General features: G+C 61.5%; 18 protein-coding genes. 3 read left to right on the forward strand and 15 right to left on the reverse strand.

From position 1 onward, the window contains the following. Window positions 1-60 precede the first annotated feature (60 nt). The 4 genes from KQI82_RS15815 to KQI82_RS14345 are packed head-to-tail and all read right to left on the reverse strand — an operon-like array spanning window position 61 to window position 5,953. Window positions 61-2,307 (reverse strand): S-layer homology domain-containing protein, encoded by a 2,247-nt coding sequence (locus tag KQI82_RS15815; RefSeq protein WP_216633377.1) that lies wholly within the window; start codon window positions 2,305-2,307, stop codon window positions 61-63. Window positions 2,308-2,326: 19 nt separating this feature from the next. Beyond that, window positions 2,327-3,586 (reverse strand): ABC transporter permease, encoded by a 1,260-nt coding sequence (locus KQI82_RS14335; RefSeq protein WP_216633378.1) that lies wholly within the window; start codon window positions 3,584-3,586, stop codon window positions 2,327-2,329. After that, window positions 3,583-4,278 carry an ABC transporter ATP-binding protein gene (locus KQI82_RS14340; RefSeq protein ID WP_216633379.1) on the reverse strand — a complete coding sequence of 232 codons (696 nt, stop codon included), beginning with the start codon at window positions 4,276-4,278 and terminating at the stop codon, window positions 3,583-3,585. The genes KQI82_RS14335 and KQI82_RS14340 overlap by 4 nt, the downstream gene beginning before the upstream one ends. A 10-nt stretch (window positions 4,279-4,288) precedes the next feature. Then, window positions 4,289-5,953 carry an efflux RND transporter periplasmic adaptor subunit gene (locus KQI82_RS14345; RefSeq protein ID WP_241426722.1) on the reverse strand — a complete coding sequence of 555 codons (1,665 nt, stop codon included), beginning with the start codon at window positions 5,951-5,953 and terminating at the stop codon, window positions 4,289-4,291. 269 nt (window positions 5,954-6,222) lie between these two features. Here KQI82_RS14345 and KQI82_RS14350 point away from each other — a divergent pair, with 269 nt between their 5' ends. Beyond that, complete coding sequence (locus tag KQI82_RS14350) at window positions 6,223-7,089, forward strand: hypothetical protein (RefSeq protein WP_216633380.1); 867 nt, start codon at window positions 6,223-6,225, stop codon at window positions 7,087-7,089. Between the two features lie 118 nt (window positions 7,090-7,207). On the opposite strand, the gene KQI82_RS14355 is transcribed toward KQI82_RS14350, so the two are convergent. The 4 genes from KQI82_RS14355 to KQI82_RS14370 all read right to left on the reverse strand — a co-directional run bounded on the left by KQI82_RS14355 (window position 7,208) and on the right by KQI82_RS14370 (window position 15,699). Further along, on the reverse strand, window positions 7,208-8,254 hold the full coding sequence (locus KQI82_RS14355) for an NAD(P)H-dependent oxidoreductase (protein WP_338148991.1): 1,047 nt from the start codon (window positions 8,252-8,254) through the stop codon (window positions 7,208-7,210). A gap of 15 nt (window positions 8,255-8,269) precedes the next feature. Next, window positions 8,270-9,505, reverse strand: coding sequence for a Rossmann-fold NAD(P)-binding domain-containing protein (locus KQI82_RS14360; RefSeq protein ID WP_216633381.1), 1,236 nt, complete (start codon window positions 9,503-9,505; stop codon window positions 8,270-8,272). 54 nt (window positions 9,506-9,559) lie between these two features. After that, complete coding sequence (locus KQI82_RS14365) at window positions 9,560-14,287, reverse strand: nicotinate-nicotinamide nucleotide adenylyltransferase (RefSeq protein ID WP_216633382.1); 4,728 nt, start codon at window positions 14,285-14,287, stop codon at window positions 9,560-9,562. 185 nt (window positions 14,288-14,472) lie between these two features. Then, window positions 14,473-15,699 (reverse strand): MFS transporter, encoded by a 1,227-nt coding sequence (locus tag KQI82_RS14370; protein WP_216633383.1) that lies wholly within the window; start codon window positions 15,697-15,699, stop codon window positions 14,473-14,475. A 227-nt stretch (window positions 15,700-15,926) separates the two neighbouring features. Here KQI82_RS14370 and KQI82_RS14375 point away from each other — a divergent pair, with 227 nt between their 5' ends. Next, window positions 15,927-16,466, forward strand: coding sequence for a stage V sporulation T C-terminal domain-containing protein (locus KQI82_RS14375; RefSeq protein ID WP_216633384.1), 540 nt, complete (start codon window positions 15,927-15,929; stop codon window positions 16,464-16,466). Window positions 16,467-16,516: 50 nt separating this feature from the next. Here the strand turns inward: KQI82_RS14375 and KQI82_RS14380 are convergent, their stop codons facing one another. Both KQI82_RS14380 and KQI82_RS14385 read right to left on the reverse strand, forming a co-directional pair. After that, window positions 16,517-17,623, reverse strand: a complete 1,107-nt coding sequence (locus KQI82_RS14380; protein ID WP_216633385.1) for a TPM domain-containing protein — start codon at window positions 17,621-17,623, stop codon at window positions 16,517-16,519. Next, window positions 17,620-17,862, reverse strand: coding sequence for a helix-turn-helix domain-containing protein (locus KQI82_RS14385; protein WP_187333216.1), 243 nt, complete (start codon window positions 17,860-17,862; stop codon window positions 17,620-17,622). Before KQI82_RS14385 ends, KQI82_RS14380 begins: the two co-directional genes overlap by 4 nt. A 69-nt stretch (window positions 17,863-17,931) precedes the next feature. Between KQI82_RS14385 and KQI82_RS14390 the strand changes: the two genes are divergently transcribed. After that, window positions 17,932-18,189 (forward strand): DUF6809 family protein, encoded by a 258-nt coding sequence (locus tag KQI82_RS14390; protein ID WP_216633386.1) that lies wholly within the window; start codon window positions 17,932-17,934, stop codon window positions 18,187-18,189. On the opposite strand, the gene KQI82_RS14395 is transcribed toward KQI82_RS14390, so the two are convergent. From KQI82_RS14395 to KQI82_RS14415, 5 genes are all read right to left on the reverse strand, one after another. Beyond that, window positions 18,186-19,364, reverse strand: coding sequence for a toxic anion resistance protein (locus tag KQI82_RS14395; protein ID WP_216633387.1), 1,179 nt, complete (start codon window positions 19,362-19,364; stop codon window positions 18,186-18,188). The two genes, KQI82_RS14390 and KQI82_RS14395, sit on opposite strands and share 4 nt — an antisense overlap. A gap of 36 nt (window positions 19,365-19,400) precedes the next feature. Beyond that, entirely contained in the window at window positions 19,401-20,096 is a 696-nt protein-coding gene (locus KQI82_RS14400) for a 5-bromo-4-chloroindolyl phosphate hydrolysis family protein (RefSeq protein WP_216633388.1), read from the reverse strand. Window positions 20,097-20,204: 108 nt separating this feature from the next. Then, window positions 20,205-20,744: a DUF6512 family protein gene (locus KQI82_RS14405; protein WP_216633389.1), complete on the reverse strand. Its 540-nt coding sequence runs from the start codon at window positions 20,742-20,744 to the stop codon at window positions 20,205-20,207. A 67-nt stretch (window positions 20,745-20,811) separates the two neighbouring features. After that, entirely contained in the window at window positions 20,812-21,459 is a 648-nt protein-coding gene (locus KQI82_RS14410) for an MBL fold metallo-hydrolase (RefSeq protein ID WP_241426723.1), read from the reverse strand. A 10-nt stretch (window positions 21,460-21,469) separates the two neighbouring features. Beyond that, entirely contained in the window at window positions 21,470-22,372 is a 903-nt protein-coding gene (locus KQI82_RS14415) for a DUF4349 domain-containing protein (RefSeq protein WP_216633390.1), read from the reverse strand. Window positions 22,373-22,454 lie beyond the last annotated feature (82 nt).

Here is a 22,454-nt window from a genome sequence, read left to right on the forward strand (position 1 = left end):
CACAAAAAGCAGCGCTGCCGACAGACAATTCTGTCAGCAGCGCCACAGTTTCGTTTTAATTCATCGCACTTCGACAACGCGGATCTTTCCGCCCTCGTCCACGGTACGGTCATAATAGAGCGTCGCCGTGGAGGCGAAGGCCCGCGCCGCGCTGAGGGTCAGGAACTTCCCGGTGGTCCGGTTGTAACAGACCACATCCTCGCTGACGGGATAGGTCACACCGCCCACCGTCACATACTCGCTGGACTTCCACGCGTTGTTGGGCACATTGTCCAGCTGCTTCAGGCTCATCACGGCCACCACCTGACTGCCGGCGGAGTTGACGGCGACGCCCGCAAAGGAACCGTCGGCGAACTTGTAGGCGGAGGTTGCGCTGACGGACTTGCCGTTGTCATAGCTGACGGTGAGGCTGCCTTCGTCCATCCGAACCCGGCCGTAGGTGAAGGTGTCGCCGGTGACGTTGTTGAGGATCAGCAGGCTCACCCGGCCCGCCCAGTCGTACTCGGCAAAGGCGATGTTGGAGCCGTTGATCTTATTTTGAACGATCTGACTCAGAACGATGGGCTGCACCGGGGCGTTGGCGTGGGCCTTTTCATAGACCATCACGTTGTCCGCCAGCTCCGCATTGCCTATCTTGCGGGTGGACATGTCCAGGGTGTTGTAGCTGCCTCCGCTGAGGGTGGCCAGGGAGATAGTCCCCCGGCGGGAGGAGGATACCCGCACCAGCTGGCCCTGAAGCTTGGAGTTGTACTCTGCGCTGGTGTCCGTGTTTCCGGTCAGCTCCAGGCCGCTGAGCAGCTGCACCGTGGCGGAGGTTCCGGAGGCGGCGGTCACCATGCCGATGGCATTGGAGCGGGTAGCGGCGGTATTGGCCACAGCGCCAGCCACCTTGTTGTCCACGGTGAGCAGCAGCGACACGCTGTCGTTCACCTTAAACCCGGACAGCATCTCTCCGGCGCTGGGCAGCACCTCGAACTCATGGCCGATCACCGTCAGGCTGGTGGGCGCCTCAAAGTTGGGGTACACATTCTCGATGACGCCGGTGAGCCGGGTGTCACAGACCTGGATGGTGTTGGTGGCTGCGTTGTAGGTGGCCACGTCGTTGGCACGCAGGTCGGAGGAGGTGATGGTCAGGCCGTTTTTGCTCAGCTTGTAGTTGGTGCTTCCGCCGGTCAGGGAGGTGAAGCCGTTGGTGGACCCCTTGGCCGGCACCACCACCGCGTCGGTGGTGGACTCGCTGCCGGAGAAGACATACTCCGCCGTGCCCGCGGCGTTGAAGTAGACCGTCACGGAGCTGCCCGAGCGCAGGTAGGTATACATCTCACCGTAGGTGGTCTTCTCACCGTTGTGGTAGGCCACAGTCTTGGCGGTGACCTCATAGCGGTGGCCGGCATTGTCCTGGAGGTAGCCGGCCTTGGCCACGGACAGGTTGAAGGTCTCCGAGCTGCCGGCCTTGACGGGCACAAAGGTCAGCGCCTTGCCGGAGGCGTCTAAGAGTACCGTGCCCTTGCGGCCGTTGAGAAGGCCCGAGCCGCTGTTCCGGGCCGGCTTATAGGTGCCGTCGGAGGTCTGCAGGGCCCCGGAGGTGCCGTCGGAAGCGGTGGCGGAGCAGGACAGCAGCACGGTATCCGCCACCAGGGAGTTGGCGATGGAGGCGGCGTAGGTGGAGGTGGAGTCCTTCATGTTGGTGTTGAGCAGATTCACAAAGAGCTGGGCCGCCTTGCCCCGGGTGATGGAGGCGGAGCCGGTGAGCTTCAGTCCGTCGGTGAGGCCGATGGTGGACGCGGCGTTCAGATAGCCGTCGGGCCAAACGGCGCCCACATCTTTGTCCGCATAGCCCAGAAGGCGCATCAAAATGGTGACCGCCTGGCCGTAGGTGACGATGCTGTCCGGGCGGAAGGTGCCGTCGGGATAGCCGGCAATGATGCCGGGCCGGGCCGCCGTCTCCTCCGTGGCCTTCTCGCCGCGGACGGCCATGTTGATATAGCCGGAGGCCCAGTGGCTGGCCTTCACATCCGGGAAGATGGTGTAGTTTTTATACTGGCCCACCTGGTCCGCGCCGTTTTTGGTCATCAGCACCGCCATTTTGCAAAACTGCGCCCGGGTCAGCGTGGCGTTGGGCCGGAAGGTGCCGTCGGCGTAGCCGTCCAGCACGCCCATCATCCGGAGCACCTCCACATTGGATGCGGTGTCCGGATCGTTCAGGTCGGAAAACGTGTTCTCCGCCGCCAGGGCGGAAAAGGGCGTCAGGCAGGAGACCAGCAGGGCCAGCGCCAGCAGGAGGGAAATGCGTTTTGTCTTTCTCATATTCATACCACTTCTTTCTTTACTCCGCGCGCAGCGCTTCCACCGGCTGGAGCCGGGAAGCCTTCATGGCGGGATAAATACCGAAAATAATGCCCAGTGCAACGGACAGGATAAACGCGGACAGCGTGATCCACGCCGGCGGAAACAGGATCAGCTGCAACAGCAGCTTGCCGGCGATCAGCGTGCAGAGAATGCCAAGGATGATACCCAGCACGCCGCCCACGCCGCAGATCATGGCCGCCTCGATAAGGAACTGGGTCACAATGGAGCGCCGCTCAGCGCCGATGGCCCGGCGGATACCGATTTCCCGGGTCCGCTCGGTGACCGTGACCAGCATGATGTTCATGATGCCGATGCCGCCCACCAGCAGGGAGATGAAGGCGATGCCGCCCAACACCAGGGACATCATCATGGTGGCCTGGTTGTTGCTCTCCTGCCACTGGTTCTCACTGTAGACCTGCTTCCAGCCCTGGTTCATGTCGATGATGCCGCCCAAAAAGGCGTCGATCCGGCTGATGGCCTGTGTGGTGGCCTCCTTGCTGGCAGCCTTGACCACGAACTCGCTCATCTGCTGGTCCGGGGCCAGCAGGCGGCTGGCGGAATAGGGGAAGACGATGATGTTGTCCATGGACCAGTCGCTGTCCGGGTCCTTTTCCGCGTAGACCCCGATTACCTGGAAGGGGTTTCCGTTGACCTGTATCTCCTTGCCCACGGGGTCCGCATAGTCAAAAAAGGTCTGGGCCGCCCGGGCGCCTAAGACGCAGACCTGGGCATAGGCATCGATGTCAATCTTGCTCAGGTCCCGTCCCTCGGCGATCTGGAAGTTGTTGCAGATGGCATACTGGTCGCTGCCGAAATACAGCTCCGGCGGATAGGTGTTGGTCATTCCACCGCCGCCGCTCATGGAAACGGACATCCCGCCGCCGTAGTACATGCCTCCGCCGCCCATCTTGGCGCTGCTCTTGTTTCCGTAGACCACGGTGGCGTTGAAGTAGGCATTGGGCGTCACGCCCAGGACATAGTCCGTGAGGCTGTTGCAGTAGTCGTAGAGCTCGTCAAAGATGTCGTTGTTGTTCCACTGGTAGGCGCTGACATTGATCTTGTTGGTGCCCAGGCTGTCATAGTACTTCTGCATCTCAATGTTGGAGCCGTTGACCGTGGACACGATGGTCATCACCGAGGCGATGCCGATGATGATGCCCAACATGGTCAGCATGGAACGGCCCCGGTTGGAGAGGATGGATTTGATGGCCATTTTAATGGCCTGTGTAATATTCATGCCCAGTCCACCTCCTGCTGATGATCGTCCACGATCTTTCCGTCGCTGATGCGGACGACCCGTTTGGCGGTGGCGGCAATGCTGTTGTCATGGGTGATGAGGATCACGGTGCTGCCCTCCCGGTTGAGCTGCTGCAAAAAGCCAAGCACCTCGTGTCCGGTCTTGGAATCCAGGGCGCCCGTGGGTTCGTCGGCCATGATGATGGGCGGGCTGGTGGCAATGGCCCGGGCGATGGCCACGCGCTGCTGCTGGCCGCCGGACATCTCCGTCGGCTTGTGGCCGCCGCGGTTTCCCAGACCCACCCGCTCCAGCGCCGCCTGAGCCAGGTCGTGGCGGCGCTCGCCGTTGATGCCCTGGTAGATCAGCGGAAGCTCCACATTTTCCTTGGCGGAGAGAGCGGGGATCAGATTGAAGCCCTGGAAGATGAACCCGATCTGCTTGTTGCGGATGTGGGATAGTTCCCGGTCCGTAAGCTCCTTCACATCCACACCATCTAAGAAGTAGTCGCCGTAGGTGGGGACATCCAGACAGCCCAGGAGGTTCATCATGGTGGACTTTCCGGAGCCGGAAGCGCCCACCACCGCCACGAACTCGCCGCGGTCAATGGCAAGCGATACGCCGTCCAGCGCCCGCACCTCGCTCTCCAGCCCCTCGCCGTATATCTTGTAGACGTTGCGCAATTCAGCTAACATGTCGTCCCCCTTAATACCAGGAATTCTCTTTCTGGACTGTTGTAAATACCTCTGTGCCCTCTTCCACGCCGCTGATGATCTCCACGTTGTAGTTGTCGGAGATGCCGGTCTCCACCGGCACGGCATAAAAGCCCTCAGGCACTTCTTCCACAGGGACGGTGAGCTCGATTGCGTTTTCAGGCTTGCTGTCCGCCTTGACAAAGACCACAGAGCCGGTGGTGCCGTCCTCCATGGGCACGGACTTCACCGCCTGGATGGGCAGCAGCAGGCAGTTGTCGTTCTCGCTGGCAATCAGGGAATAGGTGACGTTACTGCCGGTCATCATGGAGCCGTCGATGTTGTCCACAGAGATGACCATGGGATAGGAGGCCACACCGTTTTCCACCTTGCTGGAGAGGCTGACCGACTCCACCATGCCGGTATAAGGCGTGCCCCACTGGTCCAGGTCCACCATCATGCCCTGCTGGACATAGGAGATGTTCCGCTCGTCCACCGTGGCGTCGATGATGACGGTGGTGGTGTCGGCAATGGAGATTACGGTGGTATTGGCCGCCACCTCGTCGCCCGGCGAGATGGCCAGGCCGATGACCGTGCCGTCGATGGGCGCCACGGCGCTGCAGTTGGCAAGATTCTTCTGGGCGGTCTCAAGGTCCTTCTGGGCCGTGGCCAGGGACTGCTCAAGGGAGAAAATCTCGTTTTCGCTGTCCTCGCCGTCGATCTTCACCAGCACCTGGCCCGGCGTCACTTCCATGTAGTTCAGAAGGCTGCTGGAGATTACGGTGCCGTTGACAGTGGACTTGAGGTCGGTGGAGCGGTTGTACTCCAGTTTGGCGGACTCATAGGGATACACGGTTTCGCCGCCCACGGTGATCACCGCGGAGGCCTCCATGTCCGCCGTCAGGGTACCCGGGTTTTGCAGCGTGACCTCCACCTCAAAGAGCTTGGAGCCCTCGGCGCTGATGCGCTCCACCATATGTACGGCGTCCACTCTGCCGGCGATGCCGCTGCTCATCAGCGCGGGAACGGACACATTGGCGCTCTGGCCCACTTTAATGCTGTCCGCATAGGCGTAGCTGTAATACTGCTTCAGGCGCAGCGTACTGTCGTCCACCAGCTTGGCCACCACCTGGTCCTTGGAGATGGTGTCCCCGGCGGTCAGCTTCACCACGTCCAGCAGTTTGCCGCCATAGGCGGGGGTCAGGTTCAGCCCGGCAATGTCCTTGTAGAGGGCGTCTAACTGCTTCTGATAGCCGTTGGCGTCCTTGCGGGCCTTCTCCACCGCATCCCGGGCCGTTTCGCTGTCGATGGTGAACAGGGGCGTTCCCGCGGTGACCTGCTGACCCTCGGTGACGTACACGTCCGCCACCGTTCCCGTGGTGGTCAGGGTAATGGTCTCGCTGTTTTTGGGCTTGGTGATGCCGCTGCCCTGCACGGTGGAGGTGATGGAACCGTACTGCACCATATCCGTGATCACCTGCCCCGCCTCTTCTTTGGGCGCCAGCAATTTATACATACCAAAGGCAATGCCTCCAAGAACCACGGCCAGAATCACCCAAGAGACGATTTTCTTCTTCTTTTTCTTCTTGGGCTTCTGCGGGGCGGGAGGGGCTGCGGATTCCGGCGGCACCAGAGCCTCGTCCTTCTTTTCCAAAACGGGATCCATCACTTCTGCCATGTCTTTTTCCGTCCTTTCACTTCCGATGTATGAAACTGTATTATTTATAATAATACAGTTTTCCTATGAAATCAACTTACAAATCCGTAACAACTTCTTCCAAGCGGAAAAGAAGTCCGGAATAATAGTTAGACGGCTCCTCCACATAAAAAGTTTCATTTTTTTCCAAACAACGCTCTGCGTGTTTTGTTCACACTCTGTTCCTTGACAGGCCCCCTGTTTTGTGATACCGTCCCTACTGTAATTTTCCATGGAAAGCGAGTGTTTGAATGAGGCGATTGGTTTTGGCGGCAGCGGCCGCTTTGCTTGTCCTATTGCTGTTTTTGGCCGCCCGCGGCGGCTCGGCCGGCGACCCTTCCGCCTCCGGTTCGGCGCCTATCTCCCCTGGCTCCGAGGCGGCGGTGCTCACCAAGGAGGAGGCGCTGGCCAGGGTGCAGGAGCATTTCGGTGAACGGGACGAAACCACCGGGAACCTATTTTCCATCGGCTTTGAAAACATGGTGAACGTGGACGGCGCCGACTGCTACAACTTCCGCGTCTCATGGCTGGTGGACGGCGACCACCTTTCCTACCTGACCAACTACATCGTCTCCTTAGATGGCAGCATCATGCAGGAGTACCTGCCGGACAGCCCCGCCGGAGGCAGCGTCTCCGCAGAGCCCCGGACCGCCCGGGAGGCGGCGGACTCCCTCTTCGACCTGCTGCGTCTGAACCCGGGAGAGCTGAAGGACTTTATCGACCCGGAGCGGGGGCTGACCTTCACCCCCTGCCTCCCGGTCTCTGAGAGCAACCGCACCGTGACTGCGGAGGAGTTCTCCACCTTCTTTTCCGACAAGGAGCTCTACACCTGGGGGAGTCTTGACAACCAGGCCGTCTCCCTCACCGGCGGCGACTACTGGACCCGGTTCGTCTGGGATGAGGACGGAGACTATTTTACACCGGATACGGTGGAAGAGGGCAAATTGACGCATGGCGGGGAGCAGGATTTGTCCGACGTCTATCCGGACTGCGCCTTTGTGGACTACTGTTTTGCCGGCTCCGACGGCGCCGACTCCTTCTCCCTGACGCTGGTGCTGCGCCAGGTGGAGAACACCTGGTATCTGCGGGGCCTCGTTCACAGCCAGTGGGCGGAATAAAACAAGCCATTCCCACGGTTTTCACCGTGGGAATGGCTTTCAGCGGAGTATACCGGTTTATGAGGCGACAGACTTTCCGGCAAAAGCCGGCGGCATTGAGCCGCCGGCTTTTTTGCGTTCAGGGCAGAAGCTGCGCGGCCATGCCCTCCGCAAATCCGTCCAGCCGCCGTTCGATCCCCGGCAGGCTCAGCGCGGTTCCGGCGTCGTTGGCCGTCTCCAGCAGAGCGAAGCGGGGCGGCAGGTAAAAGGACTTATTCATGCACAGCGCGGAGATCAGCTGCCGGGCCACTATGTCCCCGCCGGAATAGCCGGAGACCACGACGGCGTAGAGGGCCTTATCATAAAACTGCACGGTGCGGTACAGGGCGGTCATCCGGTTGATGCTGGCGGTGAGATTGGCTGAGAGGGCGTCGTTGTAGTTGGGGCAGAGCATCACCAGCGCGTCCGCCCGGCGCAGGGCGGGATAGACCTCCTCCACCATAACGCCGCCGTAGAAGCAGCCGCCACGCTCCCCAAAGTGGAGGCACATGGTGTAGGGGCAGCCGGAGCAGTCCACCACGGAGCCGTTTCGAAGGCCCACCTCCTTCCACGCCATCTTCTCCCCCAGCCGCCCCTTCAGCGATTCCCAAAGAGCCACCGTGTTGGAGGTCTTATGGCTGGAGGCGTGGAGCGTCAGCAGCTCCGGGTGGGACTGGCGGGGCGGGGCAAAGGATAGGATGCGGCCGATCAGCTGCCCGGCGCTCTCCCGGTAGGCCTCCAAAAGGTTCAGACTGCCCAGCCGGGCCAGCACGGTGAAATTGGACAGCGACCCGGTGGCCTCCACCAGGGGCCGGCCCACAAAAGCGCAGCCCGCCCGGTTGGCGGCAAAAACCATCTCCGTGGCCATGGACTTTGTGTAGAGCTCACTTTCTCCATCCACAATCAGCCCGCCCACACAGCCCTCCAGCGTGACATACCCCCGGCGCAGGCGCCGCAGCAGGGCGGTATACCCCGCATTCACCCCATCCCCGCCCGCCGAGAGGGCAAATAGGATGCGCCGGCGCTCCACCGGTCCCTCCAGCGACTCCGCCCGCTCATGGGGAACGCCGGACAGCGCCAAGCGGAGCACGGAGTCCATCCTGAGGTTCTCCCCGTCCCGGGGAACGATTACAAGCAGCTTTTCCACCGGGAACCTCCCTTTTCAGATGACGTTTTTCAGATGCTCCGCCGCTATCGATATGCGCTGGAAGAGCTGCTCCGGCAGGGGCAGGCTCTCCACCTCCTGGCCAAAGGGCGTATAGCGGTTTTTGACTCCAAGGTATACGCCGTCCAGGTACACGGAGCCATAGTGCCACTCCCCCCGCAGCGTCAACAGCAGCGAGATGGCCGCCGAGGAGAGGGCCGGGGCCACATAGGGCTTGAAGCCCATCTCCCGCATCTTCAAATTGGCCGTCACCGTCAGATGGGTCAGCTCCCGGGACAGGGCGTCGTCGTATCCGGCGATGGAGTTGGCGATGACCAGGTCCTCCCCATGGGGCCCAAAGGCCCTCCCCTCGGTGAGGAAGGAGGCAAAGCGGGGATCCTTTTTGGCATAGTAGGCCGCCCGGGCGTTCATCACCCCCAGGCCGTAGCCCTGAATCTGCTCAGGCAGCAGGCCCCGTCCGTCCAAAAGGCCGTCCTCTCCCCGGTTGCTCTCAAGGAGCGCGGCCCTGGCCAGAGGGTCCACAGGGTCGGAGACCACGGCGAAGAGCCCGCGGAACTTAGCCACCCGGGCCCTGCGGGCAAAGTGCTCCACCAGTCCCCGGTTGGCCTCGAACTGGGCCATGCGCACATCCTGCACGCCGCTGCCCACCGGCGGAATCCCCCGGGTGGCCACAAAGACAAACACGTCGCAGTCAAAGATGTGCTCCTGGTCCACCACCTCCACCTCTGGCAGGGTGCCGTAGTCCCAGGGGTAGGCCACCTGGTTCATCTCAAACTCCCAGCGCCGGGTGGTCTTCTCGTTCAGATCGCAGATGCCGATTGTGGAGAGCACATCAGCGCCCAACAGCTTCAGAGCGGTCAGCAGCGTGCTTCCCACGTCGCCAAGGGCCAGGATGTGGAGCCGCCTTTTCCCGGCGCGCCCCGCCTCCGCCGCAAAGCGCCACCGGGGATGGTCAAAGTTCACGGCCCGCAGGGTTCCGTCCGCCATGCGCCGGGCCGCCGGTCCCGGAATCTCCGGCGCCGGGCCCAGGCGGCTCAAATCCAAAAAGCCCAATCCCTGGTCCGCAATCAGCTGCCTGGGGTCGGTGGCGGAGAAGGATGCCCGGCAGCTCAGGGGGTCGCGGCGGAACAAAAACGCCATGGGCACCCCCTCCTCCGGAGGCTCCACCCGGGGCAGGGGCAGGTCCTCCTCAAACGCGCAGTAAAAGCTTCCGTTTTGCCGGTAATACACCATGGGAATCCCTCTTTTCTTCATTTGTCCCAGTCTATGGGCGGCCCGCCGCCCCGGTCAGTCAAAGAGCTTTCGCAGCCGCATCAGCTGAGCAAGGTCGTTTTCCAGATATTCGGACGCGGCCAGGGCCGGGTCGTAGTGCATGCAGCCGCCCTTGTCCGGGCACAGGGGCAGGATCACCGCCTCGCTGAGCCGGGAGAGGGTCAGGTTCTTTCCAAACTGGGCGCGGTACTCGCTCTCAATGGTCAGCAGAATGTCCCTGGAATTCTCAAGACAGACCCGGGAGAATTCAAAAGTGGAGCGCTTTCCGCATGTCTGGTGGAAGGCCGGGTAGGTGTAGGGCAGGATCATGTTGATGGAGGGCACCAGACCCGGCCGCCCCTCCCGCCGGACCGTATCGCCGCCGATGAAGGGGTAGAGGGTGGACTCCACGAACCAGGCCTGTAAATTGGGCACAAAGTAGATGCAGTCCACCGGCCGACCCCGGGTCTCCATCAGGTCCCTGCCCCGGCCGGATAAAAAGCCCACCAGCACCTCCCGTATCTGAAGCCGCTCCGCCCGGATCAGCGGGTCCAGCACCCGGATGCGGTCGCCGGAGTGGAGCAGGTCGTCCACCAGGATCACCGGGCGGCCAAAGGATTTCACCGTGCGCACCTGGCTGGGCAGGGGCGCGTAATAGGGGAAGGCCTCGATGGTCATGCTCTTCAGGTCCGGGGTGTAGACCTTGTCCGTGTGAATGGTCTTGGTCACTGTGTTGGGCACGGCGCTGCCCCGCAGCAGCTTTCCGAAGGGCACGCACATATTCTCCCCCAATTTTCGGGGCGTTTCCGGCACGGCGCTCACGCCGTTGATGGCCGTGATCTTCTCCACCAGCCGGTGGTGGATCACCCGGGCGTTGAGGCTCAGCACCAGCGTGCCGGGGTACAGGCCCGTCACCGCGGTCTGAAGCCGCCTGTGGGCCATGCGCACCGCCTCCAGCACCCGCTCGTTGGTGGAAAACGGCGCCTTGATGGCGGTCTCCATATTCTGCAGCAGCACCACCGGGGAGCGCATATCCACCAGCATGGCGGGCCTTGCCCCCTCTATGTCCGGGATACGGACAAAGCCCTGGCGCTGCATGGTCTCTATGGAGGCTGAACGCAAAACCCCGTCCCGGGGGCAGAAAAGGGCATAGCTGCACTCCTCGTTCAGCGCCCTGGCCAGCACCTCCGTCAGCAGCAGCTGCTCCGTGTCGCAGCCCTCCCGGCCCTCGTAGAGCCCCGTGAGCAGCAGCAGCCGGCCCGCCGCCTGGTTGCGGATGTAATCCGCCTGTTCCCGGCTGCCCAGAGCGGAGTAGAGCTCCGCCACCCGGATGCTCCGCAGCGCCGCGAAGCCCAGGACGCGCTCCTGCGTCCCCGTGCGCAGGACCATCACCGCATCGTCGTCGTCAAAGAGTTCCCGGCAGATGACGCCGCGCTGGTAGGGACCGGCCTCCACAGCCTGGGCCAGCTCCTCCAGAAGCTCCCTTGCCGGGTGCTCCACATAGTCAAATCGCAGGGGGTTGGCATGCATCAGCGGCTTGTACTGGGGCTCCCGCAGATAGAGGCCGTTTTGGTAGATGAACTCCTGCACCGCCGGATCGATGAGGTTGGAGATGTCCCGGTTGAGATCGATGTTCTCCCGGATCTGGGTGGAGCTGATATCCTCCAGGTGGGTGGGCAGCTGCAGCTCCACCACCTTTCCCGTGAGCCGGGAGAGGTCCGCCTCGCCGCCGGAGCCATGGAGGCTGCTCTGGCGCCGGAATACGATGTGGTTCAGCGAATGGACCGAATCCGCCACCGGCTCCGCCCGGTAGGAGGAGGCGCCGGCGATCACATCGGAGCCCACGGCAAGATACAGCTCCCGCCCGGCGAACAGCTGGCGCAGCCGATGCAGGTCATCGGGGTTGGCGATGTTCACCGGAATGTCGTGGGGGAAGAGATGCACATGGAACTCGTCGGCCACGGACAGGCTGACAATCTGCCTCCGGATCAGGCTGGGCTGGGTCTTTTTAGACCAGGAGAACTCGTCCACCGCCAGAAACACCTCAAATCCCAGGTCCCGGATTTCCCGGACAATGCCCTTGTGGGACAGGGTAAAGGGGTCAAAGGTGCCGGGGAAAAAGGCCACCTTGTTCCGCCGTTCAAATGGGAAATCACCCACCGTGATCTGATGCCGGATCAAAAAGCGGTACAGGTGGGACAGCGCCGCCGCCCGGTAGAAGAGCGTCAGTTCCCCGCCGGGGTATTCGCTGAGCAAAAAGAGCAGCTTTTTGGCCACCAGTGTGAAGAGCTTTTCCTTATCCGCCTCCGACAGCACATCGGAGCCGAACAGCCCACGGCCAAAGACCCACATAGCCTCCTGGCGCACCGCCGAGCGGTAGGAAGCCAGGCCCTTGAGCAGCATTCCCGCCAGTTTCCGCCGGCGCAGCTCCACCGTCCGCTCCGGCTCGGAAAACCGCTCCGGATAGACGGCGTAGTGTTCAAGAATCACGCCCACCGTGGTCAGCGCGGCGCTGACCACGCTGTCGTTGGGGCTGGAGAGCAGCTGGCTCAGCCGCTCGATGGTCTCATCCATCTCCGACGGCCGCAGAAACAGGCAAAACTCGCCCAGACACTGGGGGATATATTTTGAAAATTCGTACTGGCCCACCTCCAGGCCCTTGGTCAGCTCCACCGCCACCTCGTTGCGCTGGTCGTAGCTCAGCGACCGGGCGATGCGCAGCAGCGACTCGCCGGCGGAGTAGCGGACCACAATGGTCTCGCTGACCTTGATGAGGTTGGAATAGTGGGTGGCGATGTGGAGCATATCCCCCTTGGCCTGGGTCTCAAGAAGGCGGATGTTCACATCCTTAAGTATCCACGGCGTGGAGCTTTTCAAATTGTCCAAAAAGAGCTCGCTGGCCACCTCCGGCGGGCATGGCTCCGAACGGCCCAGAGCCGCGTCCTTCAGATACTTCAGCGCCCAGCTTCCGCCGCACTCGGCGCGCTCGGCCACCTCGGCGGCCCGTTCCACCCCTCCCTGTACGGCATGGAGCAAAAAGCGCAGCGCCGCCGCCCGGAGAGTCAGACTCTCCCGGGGGAGCTGGGCGGCGGTAAAGCGCAGCAGCGTGTCCACCGCAGCGCCGCCGCAGAGGTCCATGGGCAGAAAGTACAGCGCGTCCAGCAGGGCAAAGGCCGCCTCCTCATCCTTTTCCGGCTCCTCATAGAGCCGCACCAGAGCGGCGATGAACTTCTCCGTGTCTTGGCTCCGGCAGTCCTCCAGCACCCGCTCCACCACGATCTTCAGGGCGTAACGGATGTGCTTTTTCTGCCAGGGCGTCAGCTTGTGATCCGGGGAGACCAACAGCATCAGATACTGGGACCAGAGGGCGAACTGAATCTCCTCGTCCTCCGTGGGGCCGGCCCCCGGCGGAAGCTCCTTTCGATAGCCCAGGTTGAAGCGGGCGATGATCCGTCCGATCAGCGCCGCCGCCTGGCGGCGGATATCTCCCTCCGGAAACATCAGCAGCTCATAGAGAAACCCCAGGGTCTGGGCCTTCTGGGTGGCGTTCAGATAGGTGAAATACTCCTCAAAGATACTGACATAGGCCCGGACCTTGGTCCAGCTCTTTTCGCTGCGGGCCGCCTCAAGCACATTGCCGAAGAGCCGCTCGTGGCCGAAGCGGTGCATCAATCGGAGATTGTGCTCCACCGCCATCATCCGCAGTGCCTCCACCGCCTCGTCCGGGCTCATCAGCGCCGTGTCCTGAACAGCCCTGGGCGCCGTGGGATGGCCGGAGAGCGTCACGTCCACACCAAGGGAGCGCATATAGTCCTCAAAGTCGTGGAGCTTCAGATAGACATACTCATAGCGCAGGCGCTTGGCCTGATCCACATTGTCAAGCTTGCTCAGAATCACCTGGAAGGACTCCTCCAGCGGGAAGACCTTCATCCGTCCAGTCCCGTCCTCCTTCACCCGGAAGTCGGCGTAGATGAGGCACAATGACTCCATGGAGAGATTCTCAAGCTCCAAATCCCAGGTGGAGTGGTTGGCGGCGATGTGGCCCACCGCGGCCAGGCCGCGGTGGACGCACCAGCCGTCGGTATAGTAGTAGTGCAGATAGGGCACCTTCTCCCCCGCCCGGCAGCCGAACTTGCCGATGTCGTGGCAGGCGGAGGCGGCGGACACCAGGGCCGGGTCCACCGGCGCGCCCGCGGCGGCCAGCTCCCGGGAAACCGTCATGGCCACGTGGTGCACCCCGGCGATGTGGGGCAGGGTGGAAAAGGGCGTCGCCTCACAGGAAAGGCGCATCAGCTCATAGACGTAGTCCTCCCGCCAGGACCGCAGGAAGTTCCGGTACTCCTCCCCCCGGTCGCTGGTGTGGATCTCCTCGGCCGTGCAGAAGGCAAAGTCCCACATCGGATCAAAGGCCGCTCGCTCCTCCCCCAGCAGAAGCTGGACGGCCTGGAGCAGGCACATGGCGCCATCCCGCTGAGCCGGGGTGTACGGGGTCTTCAGATGGGGAAACTGGATTTGGCAGGCCACATGATAGGCGCAGATGAGCCAGCCGCCCTCCGGCTCCGGGGCGATCTTTTCCAGTATCGGCAGGCAGCGCTCCACCACGTCGGCGCACCGCAGCCGCCTTCCCTTTCTCACCAGTCCGCCGCGCAGCGCCGCCCAGTCGGCGCACCGAAAAGCCTCCCCTCCGGCCGCATGGCTGAGATGGGCCGTAAAGTAAGGCTGGGCAAAGGTGTCTTCCCACTCTCTGCCGGTCCGGCTCTTCATTTCCACCACTCCTTCCCCACCGTCAGGGCGGATACACTTTATTTTTACGCTATTTTATCACAGTTTGCCCTGCAAGAAAAGAAATTTCCGCGCCCCTCCATGCAGCCTTTTCAATGGCTTTCCCGCAAAAAGACCGCCGCCGCAAAATTTGCGGCGGCGGTTTGCACAGCGCGGCGGTCCGGCGGTCAGAAGGCACCTGTCTCCTCCCCCACTCTCCGGAGCGCATACTGGCGCTGGACAATGACAAGGATCACCAAGGAGCTGACCGCGTAAATCCCATAGGTCAGGGCATAGCTCCCGGACCAGTCCGCAAGGAGGCCGGGCAGAAACGAAGTGAACAGATTGCCCACCACGTAAAAGGTCTGAAACCGCTCCATCGTGGCCTCCTGCTGCTCCCTTGGGGCCAGATCCATGGCCCAGACCGTCAATCCCACCGTGGCCGGCGGGAAGCCGATCCCCACCAGGGCGGCACCCAGGAACATCATCCACGCGCTGCCCTCGGGCAGCAGGGCGCACACGGCCATGCCCGCCCCCAGCGTGACCAGAAACAGCGCATTGGTGCGCCTGGCGCCCCAACGGTCCGTCAGCAGTCCGTAGACGCATTTTCCAATCATCAGCAGGCCGCCGCAAGTGGAGATGGCGTAGGCGGACAAAGTGGGGCTGAAGCCCCTCTCCTGAAACCGAATGGCAAAATAGGCAGGCCCGTTTCCTGCGGCGCTTCCCAAAATCATCACCGCCAGGGCCATCCACCAAAATCCCGGCCCTGCAAATGCCTCTCCGCTCCCGGCGTCTCGGCTCGCTTCTCCCCCTTCCGGACATCCCACCTTGCCGTCCGGTTTGGGAGCGCCGCGCACCATGAGAAAGATCAGTGCCGCGATTGCCATTGTGCCGATCCCCTCCAGGGAAAAGACGGCGCAGACGCTGTGCCGCTCCAGGAGTGAAGCCAGCAGCGGGGTAATCAGCACAGTTGCCAGTCCGCTCCCCGTGGTGCAAATCCCCAGGGCAAAGCCCTGTCCCCCGTCAAACCAGCGGCGGATCAGAAGAGACACCGGCACCATGGCGCCAAACCCATAGGCCGCGCCCAAGAGGATAAATCCCACGCAGCCGCCCCAATAGGCGGGGATAGCGGCAAAGGAGAAGAATCCGGCGGCCAGCATAAGGATGGCCAAAGTGGAACCAAGGCGCAAAGAGAACCTCTGATAGTACCGCTCCACCGCCAGCATAGCAAGGGTCGAGGCCACGCACCGGACGGTGAGCAGCAGGGAGATCTGGGTGTTGGAGCTGCCGTACTCCTCCCGGAGATAAGGCAGGTACACGGAAAACCCGCCGGTGACCATTCCGCTGCAAAACATCAGCAGAAATCCGGCCAGACAGATCACCCATTTGTACTGTATCTTTTGGATTGAAATCACCGCCTGTCGTTTTTCCCATTATAAGCGGGTGAAAATATATTGTAAAATAAATAATTTTCGTTTTATCATAGAATAATTCTATATGTATTACCCACAGTTACCAATCCGGACTTTGATTGATTTTTCAGTTGCCAATGAAACCCAGTTCAAATTTTGCATATCGTTCCAAATCCTGCGGATACTATCTCCTGTCAACAAAAATTAGCACCGCAGGAGGAATTTGATATATGAAAGCCACAGGAATTGTCCGGCGCATTGACGACCTTGGAAGAGTCGTCATCCCCAAGGAAATCCGCCGCACAATGCGTATCAGAGAGGGCGACCCTCTGGAAATCTACACCAGCCGCGACGGGGAGGTCATCTTCAAAAAGTATTCCCTGATGGGCGGCCTGGAGGAATTTGCATCTCAATTCTGCGACACCCTCAGCAAGAGCACCGGCCACATCTGCGCCGTCAGCGACCGGGACACGGTGATCGCCGTGGCCGGCGGCGGCAAGCGGGAGCTGATGGGCAAATCCGTCAGCGCCGACCTGGAGCAGATCATGGAGGAACGCAAAATCTGGCAGCACACGGAGGGGCAGCGGGGCATTCCCGTCTCTGACAGCAGCGACAAACTCTGCGCCACCGTAGCAGCCCCCATTTTGTCGGAGGGCGACGTGCTGGGTCTGGTTCTGTTCATCGGTGAGCCGGGCGAGGTGGCCGGTGAAACGGAATTCAAGCTGGCCCAGACCATCGCGGCCTTCCTGGGCCGCCACATGGAGAGCTGACGGCCCAAACAAAAAAAGCAGGCAGCAATGCTGCCTGCTTTTTCTTCGGATTACCGGCGGCCGCCTCGACCGCCGCCAAAGGACCCTCCACCGCCGAAGCCGCCGCCCCGGCTTCCGCCGAAACCGCCGCGGGAACCGCCTCGACCGCCGCCAAAGGACCCTCCGCCGCCGAAACTGCCGCCCCGGCTTCCGCCAAAGGAGCCGCCAAAGCTGCCGCCCCCGAAGCCGCCGGGCCGGGAACCACCGAAGCCGCCATTGAAGGAACCGCCTCCAAACCCTCCGCCGGAGGGCGGACGCGGTCCGGGGCCCGGGCCCCGGGGCGGCCGGGGAGGACGAGGCGGGCGGGGCCGCCTGGGCCGTCCCCAGAAGACAGGGTAATAGAGCACGGTGGGAATCCCCATGCCGGGCCGCATGTACCGCCGGCGATAGCTCCTCCAGCGGAAGGCGTCCAAGATCATCCACACCACAAAGAGCGTGATGACCAAAACCATCGCATTCCCGATCAGCTGACCGGCTGTGGGCGCAAAATAGCCGGTGGACTGGGTGTAGTACCCTGTGCCCGTCTCAAAGGTCTGGGGCACGACGGGAATGTAGTTCTCCTTGACGGTCACGCTGTAAAAATCGGCAAACCACGCCATGAAGGCGTCCACCGTCTTCCGGACGCCCTTATCGTAGTTTCCGGCGGCAAAGCTGTCTTCCATATAGGCAGAGAGGATGCTGTTCAAGGAGTCCTCATATCTGTGAAGCCCCAGCCCCGGCACCTCGGCATAGTCGCCCACCAGGCCGCCCTGGGAGATGTTGTTCAGCGCCAGCACCAGCACAATGCCGTTGTTGCGCTCCTTGTCGCCGATGCCGTAGCGGTTGCCCATGCTCTCGCCGTAAGCGATGATATCCTCTTCGCCGGTATCGTCCACCGTGACCACCATGATCTGGGCGCCGGTCTGGGCAAAGAGGGAGGCGTTCATGGCATCGATGTGCTCCATGGTATCGTCGGAGAGCACGCCGGCGTAATCGTAGGCATAGGTGTAGGTTCCCACGATTTTTGTGCTGGCCTCCTCGGTGACGTCCGGCTTTTTCACCTGGCCGATGAAACAGCCCAAAGCCACCGCTATCACCAGCACAAGGACGGCAACGCTTCTTTTTTGAAAAAATTTCATAGATTTGATTCCTTCTTGCTCTTCCCGGTGCATTTGCCGTCCGTCCGGCCCACCAGGTAATCAATGGATACGTCAAAATAATCCGCAAGGGCGATCAGGGTTTTCAGCTTTGGCTCGCTCTGGTCCGTCTCATAGCTTTGATACCCCCGCAGGGAAAGCCCCAGCAGCTCCGCCATTTCTTTTTGATAAAGCCTGCGGCCCTCCCGAAGCTCTTTCAGCCGCTGTGCCAGTATCTGCATGTTTCACCTCTTTACATATATTAATGATGTATGTTATTATACATTAAAAATGTTTAAGGAGTGATCCTCATGACCGATCCCCTTCAGCTCCTCTATGACGAGGCCCTTGCCACCGGCATCTGTCCCTATCTGAGCATGGGCAGCTACCGGCGGGCCTCCGACACCGCGGAAGAAACCCTTGACGCGCTGGAGGCTATGCTGGACCCTCAGGCCCTTAAACTGCTGGAGCAGTACCGGGAGGCCTGCTTCCAGACCCAGGGCATGGAACTGGAGGCCATGTTCCGCTCCGCCTTCCGCGTGGCCCGGGAACTTTTCACGCAGGTCTAATTCCGAAGCTCCATCAGCTTTTGCTTCAGCTCGCCCTCAATCTTGCTCAGCTCCACCTCCGCGGCCCGGCGTTTCTGGGCGCCGTCCCGCTGGATGTTCAGCACCTCGTCCAAAGTGGAGATCAGCTGCTCATTGGTATGCTGGAGCGTCTCGATGTCCACGACGCTGCGCTCCGCCTCCCTGGCGGCCGCCACAGTACCGGTCTTGAGCAGGTCGGCGTTCTTTTTCAGCAGCTCATTGGTCATGTTGGTGACGGCGCTCTGTGCGGCGGTGGCCTGACGGGCATGCTCCATGCCCAAGGCCAGCACCATCTGGCTCTTCCACAAAGGGATGGTATTGACCAGGGAGGACTGGATTTTCTCCACCATCAGCGTGTCGTTATTTTGCAGCAGCCGGGTCTGGGGTCCCATCTGGACGGAGATCATCCGGGTCAGCTCCAGGTCGTGGAGCTTCTTTTCAAACCGCTCGCACATCTGGACCATGTCGTTGTACTTCTGGGCGTCCTCTTGGGCGCCGGAGGTCTCCGCTTGGCTGCGCAGGGCGGGCAGCTCATTCTCCCGCACACTCTTCAGCTTCCTCTTGCCGGCCAGGATATACATGGTCAGCTCCTTGTAGTACTTCAGGTTCAGCTCGTACATCTGGTCAAACATGGCCACGTCCTTCATCAGCGTCACCTGATGCTGCTCCAGCTCCCGGGCGATCTTGTCCACGTTGGTCTCCACCTTGGAGTACTGGGCCTTCATGGCCTCCATACGGTCCCTGCTCTTTTTGAACATGCCGAAAAGGCCCTTTTTCTCCTCCTCGCCGGTGCCGAACTGCTTCAGCTCCACTACCAGCTCGCTCAGGGCCTCGCCCACCTCGCCCAGGTCCTTGTTGCGGACGGAGCTGAGGGCGTTTTCCGAAAAACCGGCCACATTCTTTTGGGCCGCCGCGCCGTACTGTAAAATCAGGTTGGAGTCGGTGATGTCAATCTTTTTGGAGAACTCCTCCACCGCCTTTTTCTCCTCTTCGCTGAGCAGCCGTTCGTCCATCTCCACGGGGGGCGCCTCTTTCCCTGGCTCCTCCGCGGCGGCCTCCTGGGGCGCGGCGCCGTCCAGCGTCAGCTCCGGCATGGCGGCAGCCGCGGCCGCCTGGGGCTCCAGCGTCAGCTTGGGGATTTTGTTGCTCTCATCCATATTCGTTCGTCCTTTCATGCGCCTCTATCCGGACGCTTAAAGTTCCAGTTTGATGTCCCCGTCCTCCTTGGGCACGGACTCCGCCTTCAGGGGATTCTCCGTCAGCCCCTCCCGGGCCATCATATTCTCCAGCACGGTGATGTCGGTGGAGATATCCAGGGCCTCGCTGCCGAAGAGTGCGTCTAACTGCTTTTCAAAGGCGGACACAATGGTCTTCATCATCCCCTCTACCTTGTGCAGCGTGGCGTTGATGTTTTCACCGCTGACGCCGGTGCCCGCCGCCCGGTCATAGGCGTTGAGCAGCTTCAGCGTGGTGGGCAGATAGTAATCCATGAACTTGCGGATCTGGGGCAGCTTCCTGGGGTCCTGGCGGACCTGGTCGAAAATCTTCTCCGACACCTGCTCCAGGCGCACAATGTCGGCGGAAATCTCCTCGTCGGCGATGTTCCCGTCCAGGCGCTTCATCTCGGCGATGGCCAGACGGCCGTTTTTGAGCATCTTGTCCAACTCCGGGTCGCCGGTGGTCTTTTCCTCCGCCGCCTTCTCCGCCTTTTTCTCACTCTGCCCCACCGCGCCGCCGCGGCACAGCAGCAACGCCACGGCAAACACAGCCGCGGCAGCGGCCGCGGCAATGGCGTAGTGCAGCGGCGCGTACAGCGGGAAGATCAGCGCATAGAGCAAAAAGACAACCGCGGCCGCGTAAAACGGCTCCACGGGTTTGCGCTTGGTCATGGCAAGGCCTCCTTATTTTTCAAAACGATCTTAATGTAGTATTATACTGCATCCCGGGAGTCCGGTCAAGAAAAACCGCCCCTGCGGCAGATGTCCGCAGGGGCGCTTTCAGGGCTTTGCAATGCCGTATTGAAGGGTCACCGGATCCTGGAATACCGCAAGGTGCGGGGGGCGAAAGGTGAAGAAAATGAAGACGAACAGCAGCCCCCACAGGACGATCACCCCCAAAAGCTGGAGGAAGGGAGAGGACAGCCTCCCCCGGCGCAGCAGGGCGTGGTCCAGAAGAAAGGCAGCGGCCGCGGAGAGCACAAAGACGGCGATGTCCGCCCACATCGCATGATTGCCCCATACGCCGGTGTAGGTGTAGAAGAGCACCGGGATCAGCGCCGTGCCCACTATCGCGGAAAGGCCCCGTGCCGCCGGCAGGTTGGGGTAGGTCTTCCAGAGGAAGATCACCTGGACCAGGGAGAAGAAAAAGAGGGGGATGAACAGCAGCTTCATATGTTCCCAGGTGGATTCGTTGACCGCGCAAAAGGCGGCCGCCGCCTTGCTGCCGCCGCTCCACTCATATAGAAAATGCAGCAGCGTCCCCGCCGCCACAGTGATCAGGAAGCCCATCAGCTCCCAACGAATCAGTTTCCTCCGCATTCCAACACCTCACAAAAAAAGGATACGGCTTTACGCCGTATCCTCAGTTTATGTGGAAAATTCCGGATTATTCAGCCCGGTAACGCAGAACCAGCACGGGAGGCAGAGGCTCCCGTGTGACGGCAAAGCGGTTGGAACCGGCCCACTCCACCTCCCCTTTTCCATAGAGGGCCGCAAAGCGCTCCACACCGTCCACCACACTGAGTCCGTAGGGCGCATGGCGGTAGTGCATGGGCACGATGCAGCGCGGAGCGATCTGCTCCGCCACCGCTTTGGCAGCCGGGGCGTCCACGGTGTACACCCCGCCCACGGGAAGGAGCAGCACGTCGCATGGGCCGATTTCGCCCACCTGCTCCGGGCTCAGCAGATGGCCCAGATCGCCTAAGTGCACCACGGTGACGCCGCCGGCGGTGAAGCTGCGGATTTTGTTGGTGCCCCGGAGCGCCCCGCCCTGGTCGTCGTGAAAGCTCTCAATTTCCCGGACGGTAAAGGGGTTCTCCTTTCCGCCCAGCAGCGTGACGCCGCCGGTGTAGCTGTGGTCGTCGTGGCCGTGGCTGCAGTAGACCGCATGGGCCCGGGCATGGAGGTCGCCGTAGCCCTCCACGCCGCGGTAGGGGTCAATCAGCGCAAGGAACCCATTCTGCTCCAGGAGGAAACAGGCATGGCCCAGCCAGGTGATGTTCATCCGCTCACGCTCCTTTTCCGTTTTCTCCATGGTAGCAGATTTACTCCGTTTTGTCATCCCTCTTCTGTTTTTCGGAGATTCTTCCGGCATTTCCGCGCCGGAGGCGCAGCCGCCGCAGCACCACCGCAGCCACGGCGATGAGCACCACCACCCATACCCAGCCGTAGGCAAGGGCCACCACCAGCGATTCAAGGAAGCCGGTGAAGTCCTTCCAGCCGGAGGAAAAGGCCGCGCCAAGCCGTCCGCTCAGGGTGGAGACCGGCTCCTCCACATTGGAAAGGCGGTACACCTCGTCCAGGGACAGGTACACGGTGGAGTAATCCACCAAGTGGTCATAGCGCTGCAGCTCACCGGAGAGAGCCTCGATCTGGGCTTCCGTCTCGGAGATGGCCGACTCCACGGTGATGATGTCCTCCATGGTCTCCGCCCGGCGCAGCAGCTCCTGGAGCCGCTCCAACTTCACCTGCTGGGTCTTCAGCCGCCCTGAGGTGTCGTAATAGACCTCCGTCACATCCTCCGTGCCTTGACTTTGATAGGTCACGTGGCACAGCGTCCCCACCTGGGAGAGGAAGGGCGTGTACTGGTCCGCCGGGACGCGGACCGTGTAGTTTCCATAGCGGTAGCCGGAGCCGTAGCTGCTGACGCTGCTGCTTTCAAACCAGCCGCCCAGCTCCTCCACCAGCTCCGCGATCGACGACGCGGCGGAGTCAAACTCCGTGGTCTCCATCTGGACCTGGGCGGTATAGATGCGCTTAGCATCTTCCTGAAAGCTCTGCGGCGCTGCCGGCGCCATGTCGCCGCCCGCCGTGCTCTCCATCTGCATATCGTCTCTCATCTCTCCGTTCCCCGACGCGGCGGTGGAACCTCCGGCGCTTCCGCAGGCCGTGAGCAGGGGCAGGACCGCCAGACAGGACAGTGCAAGGGCAAAAAGTTTTCGTTTCATACTCCATCCTCCCTTTATACAGGCTTTGTATCAGGTTAGACGAAGAATTCTTCCAAAATGTTGCAGAATCTATATTGTTTTC

Origin of the sequence: Dysosmobacter acutus (genome assembly GCF_018919205.1) — a bacterium.
Classification (GTDB): domain Bacteria; phylum Bacillota; class Clostridia; order Oscillospirales; family Oscillospiraceae; genus Oscillibacter; species Oscillibacter acutus.